Source organism: Plantibacter sp. MPB07 (genome assembly GCF_046619465.1).
GTDB lineage: Bacteria > Actinomycetota > Actinomycetes > Actinomycetales > Microbacteriaceae > Plantibacter > Plantibacter auratus.
Window position 1 is genome coordinate 2567921 of sequence record NZ_CP177043.1, and the last position, 12717, is coordinate 2580637.

Consider the following 12717-nt stretch of genomic DNA (forward strand, 5'->3'; position numbering starts at 1 on the left):
TCCATCAGCGACCCCGAAAGGCCGGACACCATGCCCACGACCACCGCACCACCCACCGCTGCGCCGACACCCGCTCCGGCCATCCACCTCCGCGGACTCACCAAGTCCTTCGGCACACTCGACGTCCTGCGCGGCGTCGACCTCGACGTCGAACGCGGCAGCATCTTCGCCCTGCTCGGCTCCAACGGCGCGGGCAAGACCACCGTCGTCAACATCCTCTCGACACTGCTCCGCGGAGACGGCGGCACCGCACAGGTCAGTGGGTTCGACGTCGTCTCGCAAGCCGCCCGGGTGCGCGAGACCATCAGCCTGACCGGCCAGTTCGCCGCCGTCGACGACACCCTCTCCGGGCGCGAGAACCTCGTCCTCGTCGCCCGACTCCGTCACCTCCCGCAGCCGAAACGGATCGCCGACGAACTCCTCGCGCGGTTCTCCCTCACCGATGCCGGCACCAGACGAGCGGGCACCTACTCGGGCGGGATGCGGCGCCGCCTCGACATCGCCATGAGCCTCGTGGGTGACCCCTCGGTCGTCCTCCTCGACGAGCCCACCACGGGGCTCGACCCGGAAGCACGACTCGAGGTCTGGGACGTCATCACGGAGCTGGCCGGACACGGCACCACCGTCCTCCTGACCACCCAGTACCTCGACGAGGCAGAGCACCTCGCCGACCGCATCGCCATCCTCCACGAGGGCCGCATCATCGCGAACGGGACCCTGTCCGAACTCAAGCGACTCCTGCCGCCGGCCGCGGTGGAGTACGTCGAGAAGCAGCCCAGCCTCGAGGACGTGTTCCTCGCCATCATCGGCCATCGCGACGCCCGGAACGACATCTCCACGACGCACTCCGACACCGACAGGGAGCAATCATGACCACGTTCACAGCACCCACAGCCCGTCCCGTCGCCCGACGACGCTCGCACCTCCTCAGCGACACGAGTGTCCTGACGGGTCGATCCATGCGGCACATCACGCGCAGTCTCGACACGATCATCACGGTCACGATCACCCCGATCGCCCTGATGCTCCTGTTCACCTACGTCTTCGGCGGAGCCCTGGCGACGGGCACCGACACCTACGTCACCTATCTGCTCCCGGGCATCCTGCTCATCACGATCGCCTCCGGCATCGCGTACACGGCGCTCCGCTTGTACACCGATCTGCAGAGCGGTGTCTTCCAGCGGTTCCACTCCATGCCGATCTCACGATCGGCGATCCTCTGGGCGCACGTGCTCACGTCGCTGGTCTCCAACGGCCTGTCGCTCGTCATCGTCGTGGCGGTCGCCCTGGTGATGGGGTTCCGATCCCCGGCCGGTCCGCTCGCCTGGCTCGGCGTCGTCGGGATCCTGGCCCTGTTCACCCTCGCGCTGACCTGGGTCGCCGTGATCGCCGGGCTCGCGGCGAAGAGTCCCGACGGTGCGGGTGCGTTCGCCTACCCGCTGATCTTCCTGCCCTTCATCAGCTCGGCGTTCGTCCCGACCGACACGATGCCGGGCCCGGTGCGCTGGTTCGCCGAGCACCAGCCCGTCACCTCGATCGTCGACACCATCCGACGACTGTTGGCAGCCGAGGCCGTCGGCGGCGAGATCTGGATCGCGCTCGCGTGGTGCGTCGGGCTGCTCGTGGTCGCGTACGGGTTCGCGACGCTCGTCTACCGGCGACGCCTGGCGTGACCGCGGCCGTGAGTCGGCGACCGCCTCAGCGGACTCGTCGAGCGACCGGCAGCGCTACTGCGCGACGACCTTGGCGAGCACCCAGTGCGCGCGGTCGAGGGAGTTCGCGGGTGCCGGCTGGTACTGGAAGGCCCGCGCGCCACGCTGGACGGAGACACCCTGCGCCGTCGCAGCGGCCTCCAATTGACCGGTGAAGCGCTGCCAGCCGTCGAGCCCCTGCGGGAACCCGAAGTTCTCCTCCAGCGAGGTGACCAGCACCTCAGCGCCGGATCCCGCGGGCCACACCTCGATCACCGCGTCCTCCTTGGAGATCTGGTTGAGGCCCCAGACGCCCGGACGCAGGGACTTCAACCGGCTCTTCGGCAGGGCCTCGATGAGCGCGACCGCACCGGCGGTGTCGGTCCCGAGGATGACGGAGCGACCGAACTCCTGCAGGGTCGCGGGGATCCTGGCCTGCTTGCTCTCGCCGGCCTCCCGGATCTTCCGGCGCCCGAGTCCCTTCAACACCCCCAGCCCGACGATGGCGAGCAGGACGAGAATGGCGATGATCGCGAGCACGTTGCTGTCCACAGGAGCCCCCCAAGGCTGTCGGTCACGAGCGGTATCGCTCTCGACGAGGATGCCGCAGACCCGACAGCCGTTCAATGGGTACAGCTCCCCACCCCGTCAGGCCACGGTCAGGCCGGCGACGGGAGTCCAGCGTCAACGGCCACCGATCCACGCCTGTCCGTCGACGCCGAGACGGTCGACGCAGGAGCGGACCGTGCGGCGTCCCGCCACATCGCAGCCGGCGTCACGCCCGGGATGCCCGTGATGGAGGCGATACTCCGGAATCCGCTTCGCCGATACAGCGCGCGATTGCGCTCGTTCGACGACTCCAGGTACACGGGGAGGCCGTCGGCGTCGATGGTGCGCAGGCGTGACTCGAGGAGCGCACCCCCGACACCGGCCCCGCGAGCGCCGTCGCCGACGCCGATCTGTGCGAGGTACCAGTGCGGTTCGGCCGGACGGTGCAGCGCGAGAGTCCGCTGCAGGCGCATGGCTCGCGGAAGGCCGCGCAGCCCCAGCGCACGGGCGAACCTCGGCAGCTGCCGCACCTGGTCGAGCACGGAGTGGCGGGCGTCCGGCGTCTCCCAGACGGCGACACCGAGGACGACGCCGTCGGCGTCCCGGCGAGCGAGGTCGACGCGACCACTCGATGCCGCACCCGAGCACAGCATCGCCTCGAAGAGGAGGGCGAGCCGGCGCTCACGATCGGAACCGGAGACGAGCGTCGAGGTGACCGTGTCCTGTCGGAAGGCGGTCGCGAGCACGGCCGCGGCCTCCTCGAGGTCGGCGGGCGAGGCGGGAGCGATGGTGAACACGCGTTTCCTTTCGGGCGGAGAGTGGGTGTGGGGCGACGACCAGCGCGGGTCAGTGCGCCTGGGAACCGAGCTCGATGACGAGGACACCGACCGCGATCAGGCCGATGCCGACGATCATCTTCGGCGTCAGCTTCTCCTTGAAGAGCACGCGCGCACCGATGGCCGTGAGGGCGACCCCGCAGGCGGCCCAGATCCCGTAGGCGATCCCGACGGGCATCCCGTTTGCGAGTGCGATCGTGAGGAGGCCGAACGCCGTGAGGTAGAGCACGATGACGGGCGCGATCCAACGCTTCTTGCGAAGCCCCTCGGACGCCCGCAGCGAGAGCGTCGCGGCGACCTCGGTGACGATGGCACCGGCCAGAAGCAACCAGGTCATGCGCCGACCTCCTCGTCCGTCGCGACGGGCTTCGGTGACTCCGGGGCGTGGCCCGTCTCCACGAGCACGACGCCGGCGATCACGATCGCGATGCCGAGCCCGATAATGAAGGTGAACTGCTCGCCGAACACGAGCGACGCGAGCACCGCGGTGAGTGCGACGCCGGCGGCCGCCCAGATCCCGTAGACGACCCCGATCGGCACGCCCATCCGGAGCAGCAGGGAGAGCGCGATGAAGGAACCGGAGTATCCGACCACCGCGAGGATCACCCACCGTGGGTCTTCGATCGAGCCACGGAGCGAGAGGGTCGCCGTGACCTCCAACAGGATGGCGGCGGAGAGGATCAGCCACTTCTTCATCGGGCTTCACCTCCAGCGAGGGCCAGGAGTCGCGAGACGAGGTCGGCGCGCTGGTCGCGGCCGACGTCGAGGATGCCGGTCGCCTCGGCGATCCAGAGGCCGTTCGCCGCCAACCAGACGAGCAGGAGGGAGGTCGAATCGGTGTCCTCACCGAACCCGAACCAGGTGCGGAGGTACTCGAGCCAGGGAGCGGCGAGTTCGGGACGCCTGACCGCCTCGGCGAAGACGACGAACTCGCCCTGGCTCGCCCCGCCCTCCCCGGCGAAGGCGACGAAGGCCCGCACACGCTCCTCGAGTGTCGACGTCTCGAGCGGCGCCCCCAGCTCCTCCACGAGCTCGCGCTGCCAGCGAGCGACCACGTGCTCGATCACCGCGATCATCATCGCGTCCCGTGAGGGGAAGTGGTAGCGCAGGCCGGCCTTCGTCAGACCGACCTCCTGCGCCACCGCCTCGTAGGTGATGTCGGCCTCTCCGGAGGCGTCGACGACGCGGACGGCCGCATCGAGGATCTCGTTCCGTGCGCTGGGTCTCATGGAAGTTACTTTACCTTACGTAAGGTAAAGTAATGCTGAGAAGCAGCCGGGAGGAAGCGGCCCGTCACGGCCCATGTGACGCTCTGTTTCGGGCCCCTCGCGAGCACCCGAGCCCCCGAGTACCGTCGTGCTGGACGGCGCCGTGATCGCCGTCGGACCCAGCCTCGACGAGACGACCCGGTGGTATCCCTGTGAGCAAGCGCATCATCCTCAACGCGTTCGACATGAGCTGCGTGACCCATCAGGCGCCCGGCCTGTGGAAGCACCCCGACAACCAGGCGCACCGCTACAACGACATCGACTACTGGATCGACCTCGCCAGACTCCTCGAGCGGGGCACCTTCGACGCCCTGTTCATCGCGGACGTCGTCGGCATCTACGACGTCTACCGTCACTCCTCCGCACCCGCGCTCATCGACTCGGCGCAACTGCCCGTCGGCGACCCGATCATCCAGGTGTCGGCCATGGCGAAGGCGACCGAGCACCTCGGCTTCGGCGTCACCGTCGCCTCCACCTACGAACTGCCCTACGCCCTCGCCCGCCGCTTCTCGACGCTCGACCACTTCACGAAGGGTCGGGTCGGCTGGAACGTCGTCACCTCCTACCTCGACTCCGCCGCCCGCAACCTCGGCCTCACCACCCAGATCAAGCACGACGACCGCTACGGCATCGGCGAGGAGTTCCTCGACGTCACCTACAAACTGTGGGAGGGCTCGTGGGAGGACGACGCGGTCGTCATCGACCGGGAGAACGGCGTCTACACCGACCCCACCAAGGTGCACCCCATCAACCACCGGGGCGAGCACTTCCAGGTCCCGGGCATCCACCTCTCGGAACCGTCGCCGCAGCGCACCCCGGTCATCTTCCAGGCCGGCGCCTCGGCCCGCGGTCGCCAGTTCGCAGCCACCCACGGCGAGGCGGTGTTCATCAACGGGCTCGTCCCGGAGCTGACCCGCAAGACGACCGACGACATCCGCGACCGCGCCGAGGCCCTCGGACGCCCGCGCGACAGCGTGAAGATCCTCACCCTCGCCACGGCGATCGTCGCCGAGACCGACGAGGAGGCGCAAGCCAAGTACGAGGAGTACCAGCAGTACATCTCGCTCGACGGCGCCCTCACCCTCTACGGCGGCTGGTCCGGCCTCGACCTCTCCTCCTTCGACCCCGACAAGCCGCTCAAGTACGTCGACACCGACGCCGCCCGCTCGGCGCTCGCGATCTTCACGCTCGCCGACCCGGAGCGCGAGTGGACGCCGCGCGACATCGCCCACTACATCGGCATCGGCGGCATCGGGCCCGTGTTCGTCGGCAGTGCCGCGACGGTCGCCGACGAGATCGAGCGCTGGATCGACGTCGCCGGTACCGACGGCTTCAACCTCGCCTACGTCATCACGCCCGGCACCTTCGAGGCCGTCGTCGACCTGCTCGTGCCCGAGCTGCGTCGCCGTGGCCGCGTCTGGGACGAGTACCCGGAGGGGACGCTGCGCGGCCGCCTGAACGGCACCGGCTCTCCCGTCGTGCCCGAGTGGCACCCGGCCCACCGCTACCGCGGTGCGTACGTCGGGCAGCCGTCCGCCGCCGACGACACCGCGCCTTCCCTCTTCGACACCGACAACGCCGACGAGACCAACGCCTACGCCCCAGAAGGAGCCTCAGCATGAGCATCGACACGATCAGCACTTCGACAGGCCCAGTGACCAAGAAGCCGGTCCCCGAAGGGCGCACCCACTGGTCCGGCACCGCCGACGACGCCGAGCTCGCGCACTGGGACGCCGTCGCCACCGAGGTCGCCACCAAGCTCGCCGTCGACGTCCTCGAACGCGACCGCGCGAACCTCGACCCCACCACCGAGCTCGACCTCCTCCGCGAATCCGGCCTCGTCAATCTGCTCGACCCCGCCGAGTTCGGCGGGGGTGGCGGACACTGGGAGAGCGCCTTCCGGGTCGTCCGCATCCTGTCGCGCGTCGACGCCTCCATCGGCCAGCTACTCGCCTACCACTACATCAACGCCGGCAACATCGGCTTCACCGCCGACCCGGCCACGCAGGCCGAGTGGCACCGCAAGACCGTGGAGGGCCGGTGGATCTGGGGCGACTCCGTGAACCCGACGGACCCCGACCTCTCGCTCACCCAGGACGGCGACGCGTTCCGCCTCAACGGACTCAAGCGGTTCTCGACGGGCGCCTCGGCCGGCGACGTCATCCTCGTCAACGCGGTCGTCCGCGGTGGCGACCACGACGGCACGATCTTCCAGTTCGTCCTCGACCACGACCGCGCGGGCATCGCCTACCTCGGCGACTGGGATGCGCTCGGCCAGCGGCTCTCCGCGTCGGGTTCCGTGCGGTTCGAGGACGTGCTCGTCGAGCGGGCGGACATCCTCGGCACGGTCGGCGACGAACCGTTCTCCTCCCTCGTGACGCCCGGCATCCAGCTCGCGTTCGGCAACCTCTACCTGGGCATCGCTGAGGGCGCGCTCGCGCAGGGCACCGAGCTCGTCCAGGCGCGGAAGAACGCCTGGTTCCTCAGCCACGCCGAGACCTACCGCGACGACCCGTTCGTCCAGCGCGTCGTCGGCGAGTTCGTGTCGTCGATCGCCGCCGTCGAGGCGCTCGCCGACCGCACGAACGCCCGCTTCGACCGCATCATCGAGCGGGGAGCAGACGTGACCGCGGAAGACCGTGGTGCCATCGCCATCGAGATCGCCAAGCTCAAGGTCGTCTCCACGGAGCTCGGCATCGAGGTCGCGAACCGCATCTTCGAGGTCACCGGCTCCAGCTCGGCGAAGGCCTCCGTGGGGCTCGACCTGTTCTGGCGGAACGTGCGCACGCACTCCCTCCACGACCCGGTCGACTACAAGAAGCTCGAAGTCGGCGCGAACCACCTGAACGGCGAGCTGCAGCCGATCTCGCTCTACACCTAGGCCTTCACGCCACTCCCCCTTCGACAGGCTCAGGGACCGAACCCAGACTGCCCAACCCGGTCGCCGAGCACCTCCACCGGCCCCTGAGCACCTCCACCGGTCCCTGAGCACCTCCACCGGTCCCTGAGCCTGTCGAAGGGCCAACCACACGACCAGCCCACCGCCGCCTCCGGAACGGAACCAGATGACCTCCGCACCCTCCACCACCGCCCGCCCGGTCGGCTTCGCGGCCGCCCGCGAGCTGCTCCTGCCGCTGTTCGCCGAGATCCAGGCCGGCACCGTGGAGCGCGAACTCGAGCACCGGCTCCCGCGCGAGGAGGTGCGGAAGCTCGCCGCCGCCGGCTTCGGCGCACTCCGTGTCCCCGCCGAGTTCGGCGGTTCTGGACTCACCTTCCCGGAGTTCACCGAGCTCCTGATCGAGCTCGCCGCGGCGGACTCGAACCTCCCGCAGATCTTCCGTGGACACATCGCCCTCGTCGAGGACCAGCTGGTCGCGGCCCCCAGCGACCGACGCACCGCCTGGCTCGAGCGCTTCGTCGCCGGTGAGATCGTCGGCAACGCCTGGAGCGAGGTCGGCTCGGGCGCGCTCGGCGTCTCCGGAACGGTCGTCACCGAGCGCGACGGTCGCTACGTCGTGAACGGCCGCAAGTTCTACACGACCGGCAGCATCTACGCCGACTGGACGGACGCCACCGCGCGACTCGTCGTCGAGGGCCAGCCCGACACCGAGGTCACCGTGCTCGTCCGCACGAACCAGCTGGGCGTGACGATCGCCGACGACTGGGACGGCTTCGGGCAGCAGCTCACCGGCACGGGGACGATCGTCTTCGAGGACGCCGTCGTCGACGCCGACCAGCTGCACCCCTTCACCGACCGGTTCCGGTACCAGACCGCGCTCTACCAGCACGTGCTCATCGCCGTGCACGCGGGGATCGCGGCGGCGGTCGAGCGCGACGCCGGGGAGCAGATCCGTGCGCGCACCCGCGTCTACACGCATGGTCTCGCGCCACTCGTGAAGGACGACGGACAGATCCAGGCGGTCGTCGGCGAGATCTCGTCGATCGCGTTCGTCGCGAAGCAGACCGTCCTCGGGGTCGCCGCGGCCATCGAGCGGGCATCGGAGACCGCCGCCGACCGGGACTCCGCGGACGACCTGCAGGCGAACATCGAGGCCGAGATCCGCTCCGCCCAGGCGCAGGTGGTGCTCTCGGAGCTCGTCCCACGGTCCGCGACGTTGCTCTTCAACACCCTTGGCGCGTCAGCTGTCAGTCGCATGAGCGCCCTCGACCGCCACTGGCGCAATGCCCGCACGGTCGCGTCCCACAACCCCGTGATCTACAAGACGCGGATCGTCGGCGACTGGTCCATCAACGGCACCCCGCCGCCCTTCGTCTGGGCCGTCGGTACGGCCAAGCCGGAGTAGGCCGCCGCGGCACGAGAACAGGACATCCGCCCGAGAGCAGGACATTCCGCGTCGAAACGTCCTGCTCTCGGGCGGATGCCCTGCTGCCGAGCGGGTGCGGGTCAGCGGTCGGCGAAGGCGCCGCGGTAGGCGCGCAACGGGTGCGTCTCCGGGAGGGTGGGCTCCGCACCGAAGAGCTTCTCGCGGAGCGTGCCCGGCGCGTACTCCCGCTGGGCGAGACCGCGCTCCTGCAGCACCGGCATGACCTCGTCGACGAAGACCTCGTAGGAGTGCGGGATCATCCAGTTGGCGACGTTGATCCCGTCGATCCCGGCCGCGCGCCACTCGGCCAGGTGGTCGGCGATCTGCTCCGGCGTGCCGACGACGCGGCCCCGCAGCTTCGCGGTGAGCTTCGCGAGGTCGCGCACGGTCGGCTCCCGGTCCGGCGAGAGGGCCTTGAGCGCCTCGAGCATGCTGTGCCCGCCCTGGGTCTCGACGTCCTTCAGCGGAGTGTCCGGGTCGATCGGCTTCCCCGTCGCCTGGTCGGTTCCGAGGTTCGAGTGCGCGAGGAACGCGTCGGCCGACAGGTACTCGTCGTACTCGGCCTCGATACGCTTCGCCTCCTCCTCGGTGCTGCCGACGATGAACGACATCGCCTGCCAGAACTTGACGTCGCGCGGGTCGCGGCCGGTCTCGGCGACGAGCGCGCGCGTGGACTCCGCAGACGCCCGCGCCGCCTCGATGCTCGGCGCCATCATGAACTGCACCTCGGCGTAGTTCGCAGCGAACGCCTTCCCCGCACCGGACGAGCCTGCCTGGAACAGGAGCGGTGAGCGCTGCGGCGACGGCGACGACAGGTGCGGGCCCTCCACGCGGTACCGTTCGCCGATGTGGTCGATCCGGTGCACCTTGGTCGGGTCGGCGAAGACGCCGCCGGCCTTGTCGGCGAGGAGTGCGCCGTCGTCCCACGAACCCTCCCAGAGCTTGCCGACGACCGCCACGTACTCCTCGGCCCAGGCGTACCGCTCGTCGTGCTCGACGAGGCGGTCGAGCCCGTAGTTGCGCGCCGCGTTCTCGAGGAAGCTCGTGACGATGTTCCAGCCGACCCGACCGCCGGACGCGTGGTCGATCGTCGAGATCTTCCGGGCGAAGGTGAACGGGTGCTCCTGCAGGATCGACGAGGTGAACGCGAGGCCGAGGTGCTCGGTGCTGATCGCGAGCGCCGACAACAGCATCGACGGGTCGTTGCTCGGCAACTGCATGCCCTCACGTGCGTTCACGTCGAAGGACGCCCCCGCACCGCCGTAGACCCCGACGACGTCGGCGAAGAAGATCGTGTCGAACCGACCACGCTCGAGCGTCTTCGCGAGGTCGACCCAGAGGTTCACGTCGTCGAAGGTGTGCTGCTTCGCGTCCGGGTGGCGCCAGAGGCCGTGCTGCATGTGGGAGCCGGTGTTCATCACGAAGGCACCGAACTGGAGGCGGGAGGGCTGAGCGGCGGTCATCCCCTCACGCTACCGGCAGGGGCTCAACCGAAGGTGCCCTCCAGGTAGACGTCCCCCTCGGGGCCGGAGGTGTGGATCTGGTAGTCGGCGGGGTAGCCCGACGGACTCGTTCCGGCGAGCGCCGGGTCCTGCAGGATGGCGACGATCGCTGCGGCCTCCTCCGGGGTCACGTCGTTCACGTAGAGCTTCGGTTGAGCGTTGACCTCGATCTCGACATCGGGGCAGGCCTCGACGATGGCGAGGATGGCGTCGACCATCGGCACGCTGAGCTCGGCCGGGTCGTCCGCCATGGAGAAGCGTTCCGGCACACGGTAGTGCGCGCCGTCCGGGTAGATCCCGCGGAGTTCCCGGACCGCCGCGGGAAGGGCATCCATGGAGAAGACGGTGATGAGCGGTGCCCCCTCCGTGACGGCGATCGACACCTGCAGCCGCTCCGTCAGCATCAGCCGCTGCAGTTCGTCGGCGATCTCGTCGATGCTCTGATCGCTCGGCACGAGCTGCACCCGCCACGGTCCCCGTGGTGGATCCTGTTGCTGGGCGGCCGACGTCGGGTCCGGCTCGCGCTGGATGACGACGATCGCGATGCCCTCGAGGTCCTCCCCGGCACGCTTCGCCGCGTCGGCCGCGCCGAGCACCTGCCCGACGCCGGCATCGAGCGACATCGTCACCGTCGCGCCGTGACCGACGACCTCGATGTCGGCGATCCCGTCGATGTCCGCGAGCGCCCGAGTGAATCCGTCCTCGGCTTCGGACCGTTGCGCCGCGGCGACCTCACGCGCGGGCGGCGGGCGGAACGCACCGGTCGACGCCACGATGACGGCGACGACGATGAGACCGGCGAGCACCGCAGTGACGACCCGTACCCGTCGCCGACCGATGGCGAAGGAGAGGAGCATGATGAGCGCGGCGACGATCAGCACGGGGGCACCGTAGACGACGAGTCCGAAGACGAGTATCGCGAGTGCTGATCCGAGATTGCTCACCAGCCCACCAGCGGCTCCGCTGGCGATCAACCCCACGGGCGGTATCCCGAAGACCACCAGGACACCGAAGCCGATCCCGGCGACCATGACCGCCGTCAGGCCGCTCACGTAGGCGAGCCCGCGCGAGGGGGTCCTCCGACGGACGACCTCCATCACCGGTTGGACGATCACGAGCATGACGCCGACGGCGAGGAGGATCCACCCGCCGAGCGAGCCGAGCATCTGGTACCAGAGCTCCGCCCCCGACGGCCCGCCGAGCACGAGCGGCGCGTCGGGGCCGTACGACCCGGTCGACTGATCGACGCGCATGGCGGTGCCGACGATGTCGAACAGCGCCGTGACGACGCCCCCGATGGCGATGATGAGGACGGCCGAGACGACGAGGTCGACGGAGCGGATGAGATACGCGATCAGGAACGCGACTCGGGGCGACCGGCGGGCAGGATCCTGGGGATCCGCGGATGCGTCGTCGGGGTCGGGCGAGGTCGCCACGGTCGAGGTCGCGTGGACGGATCCGGCGGCGCTGGCCTCGGCGTCATCGCGCTCAGGTGATGTCCCGGCTGCGCCCCGGTCGCTCATGGCTCCCCACTTCCGATGCGTCTCGATGACGCTCCCCCGCTCGTCAGTCTGGCACGACCCTTTCGAGATGCTTCCGCGACCGGGCCCGTCCCGGGTCAGCGCGCGTCGAGCGCCCGGAGCTGCCGCTGGAGGGCGACCTGCCGGTACGAGGTGTCGATCAACTCAGCGATGAGTGCCCAGTCGACGTCGTCGAGCGTGCGGCCGTCGTCGCCGTCGAGACCGGCGTCGAACGCGAGCTTGCCCGACGGGCCGTCGTACTTCGGCGACCAGAACCGGTCGTCCTCGAGCCAGGCGCCGCGCTCCTCCTCGGCCGGCGTGAACGTGATGCTGTGCGGGATGCGCATCTCCGACCCGACGGTCACGAACACGCGCTTGCCCGCCTTGAACCGCGGGCGTCCGTGGCCGAACGTCTCGACGGCCTCCGGATAGGCGAGGCACAACCGCCTGACGCGTTCGACGAACGGGTCGTCGGGATCATGCACGATCGGATGCTCCATGCGCCGACGCTACTCCGCGCGGGCGTCACGCGACAGTGCTCACCGGATGCGGTGCCCCGGGTGGGCGGCGTCGTACGCCGAACGCGACGCCGCGATCACCGGCCGCTGCTCGAGCGACCAGTCGGCGAGCGTCTTGATCAGGTGGGAGAGCCCAGCACCGGACGAGGTGAGCGCGTAGGACACCTGCGCGGGAACCGTCGGGTACACGGTCCGGTCGACGAGGCCGTCGCGTTCGAGGCGGCGGAGGGTCAGCGTCAGCATGCGTTGGGAGATCCCGTCGATCGCCCGCTGGAGTTCGCGGAACCGGCGGTCGCCCGACGCGAGCTCGACGACGACGAGGACCGACCAGCTGTCGCCGATGCGGTCGAGGACGTCCCGGATGCCGCAGTCCGGGTGGTCCTCCTTGCCGCAGGGTTCGAGGTCGGCGGTTACCGCGGTGTGCGTGAGTGACATGGAAGTGCCTTCTTGTGGGGCCGGAACAGGGGACGCAGACTCGTCCGAGTCATCAGTCCGAACACCGAAAGGC

General features: G+C 69.6%; 14 protein-coding genes. 5 read left to right on the top strand and 9 right to left on the bottom strand.

Translation table 11 applies throughout. The annotated features are described in order from the left end of the window. Window positions 1–30: 30 nt before the first annotated feature. The gene (locus ACLIME_RS11810; protein ID WP_411557028.1) at window positions 31–873 is read left to right on the top strand and encodes an ABC transporter ATP-binding protein; all 843 of its coding nucleotides are present in this window, start codon (window positions 31–33) and stop codon (window positions 871–873) included. Then, a complete protein-coding gene (locus tag ACLIME_RS11815; protein WP_411557029.1) occupies window positions 870–1673 on the top strand; it encodes an ABC transporter permease in 804 nt (267 codons plus the stop codon). Before ACLIME_RS11810 ends, ACLIME_RS11815 begins: the two co-directional genes overlap by 4 nt. 54 nt (window positions 1674–1727) lie before the next feature. On the opposite strand, the gene ACLIME_RS11820 is transcribed toward ACLIME_RS11815, so the two are convergent. The 5 genes from ACLIME_RS11820 to ACLIME_RS11840 all read right to left on the bottom strand — a co-directional run bounded on the left by ACLIME_RS11820 (window position 1728) and on the right by ACLIME_RS11840 (window position 4305). After that, entirely contained in the window at window positions 1728–2243 is a 516-nt protein-coding gene (locus tag ACLIME_RS11820) for a hypothetical protein (protein WP_137244090.1), read from the bottom strand. A 107-nt stretch (window positions 2244–2350) separates the two neighbouring features. Further along, window positions 2351–3037 (bottom strand): GNAT family N-acetyltransferase, encoded by a 687-nt coding sequence (locus ACLIME_RS11825; protein WP_411557030.1) that lies wholly within the window; start codon window positions 3035–3037, stop codon window positions 2351–2353. Between the two features lie 49 nt (window positions 3038–3086). After that, window positions 3087–3413 (bottom strand): DMT family transporter, encoded by a 327-nt coding sequence (locus ACLIME_RS11830; protein WP_079706506.1) that lies wholly within the window; start codon window positions 3411–3413, stop codon window positions 3087–3089. Next, the gene (locus tag ACLIME_RS11835; RefSeq protein WP_411557031.1) at window positions 3410–3772 is read right to left on the bottom strand and encodes a DMT family transporter; all 363 of its coding nucleotides are present in this window, start codon (window positions 3770–3772) and stop codon (window positions 3410–3412) included. Before ACLIME_RS11835 ends, ACLIME_RS11830 begins: the two co-directional genes overlap by 4 nt. Then, a complete protein-coding gene (locus tag ACLIME_RS11840) occupies window positions 3769–4305 on the bottom strand; it encodes a TetR/AcrR family transcriptional regulator (protein WP_086475328.1) in 537 nt (178 codons plus the stop codon). Before ACLIME_RS11840 ends, ACLIME_RS11835 begins: the two co-directional genes overlap by 4 nt. Window positions 4306–4496: 191 nt before the next feature. Here ACLIME_RS11840 and ACLIME_RS11845 point away from each other — a divergent pair, with 191 nt between their 5' ends. The 3 genes from ACLIME_RS11845 (at window position 4497) to ACLIME_RS11855 (ending at window position 8648) form a co-directional block, all read left to right on the top strand. Next, entirely contained in the window at window positions 4497–5966 is a 1470-nt protein-coding gene (locus ACLIME_RS11845) for an LLM class flavin-dependent oxidoreductase (RefSeq protein WP_079706503.1), read from the top strand. Beyond that, window positions 5963–7225 carry an acyl-CoA dehydrogenase family protein gene (locus tag ACLIME_RS11850; RefSeq protein WP_411557032.1) on the top strand — a complete coding sequence of 421 codons (1263 nt, stop codon included), beginning with the start codon at window positions 5963–5965 and terminating at the stop codon, window positions 7223–7225. Before ACLIME_RS11845 ends, ACLIME_RS11850 begins: the two co-directional genes overlap by 4 nt. A 184-nt stretch (window positions 7226–7409) precedes the next feature. Then, on the top strand, window positions 7410–8648 hold the full coding sequence (locus tag ACLIME_RS11855) for an acyl-CoA dehydrogenase family protein (protein WP_411557033.1): 1239 nt from the start codon (window positions 7410–7412) through the stop codon (window positions 8646–8648). A gap of 101 nt (window positions 8649–8749) precedes the next feature. On the opposite strand, the gene ACLIME_RS11860 is transcribed toward ACLIME_RS11855, so the two are convergent. From ACLIME_RS11860 to ACLIME_RS11875, 4 genes are all read right to left on the bottom strand, one after another. Further along, on the bottom strand, window positions 8750–10132 hold the full coding sequence (locus ACLIME_RS11860; protein WP_411557034.1) for an LLM class flavin-dependent oxidoreductase: 1383 nt from the start codon (window positions 10130–10132) through the stop codon (window positions 8750–8752). A 23-nt stretch (window positions 10133–10155) separates the two neighbouring features. Then, on the bottom strand, window positions 10156–11694 hold the full coding sequence (locus tag ACLIME_RS11865; RefSeq protein WP_411557035.1) for a hypothetical protein: 1539 nt from the start codon (window positions 11692–11694) through the stop codon (window positions 10156–10158). Between the two features lie 95 nt (window positions 11695–11789). Continuing rightward, a complete protein-coding gene (locus ACLIME_RS11870) occupies window positions 11790–12191 on the bottom strand; it encodes an MmcQ/YjbR family DNA-binding protein (protein ID WP_137244098.1) in 402 nt (133 codons plus the stop codon). A 39-nt stretch (window positions 12192–12230) separates the two neighbouring features. Continuing rightward, complete coding sequence (locus tag ACLIME_RS11875) at window positions 12231–12644, bottom strand: winged helix-turn-helix transcriptional regulator (protein WP_411557036.1); 414 nt, start codon at window positions 12642–12644, stop codon at window positions 12231–12233. Window positions 12645–12717 lie beyond the last annotated feature (73 nt).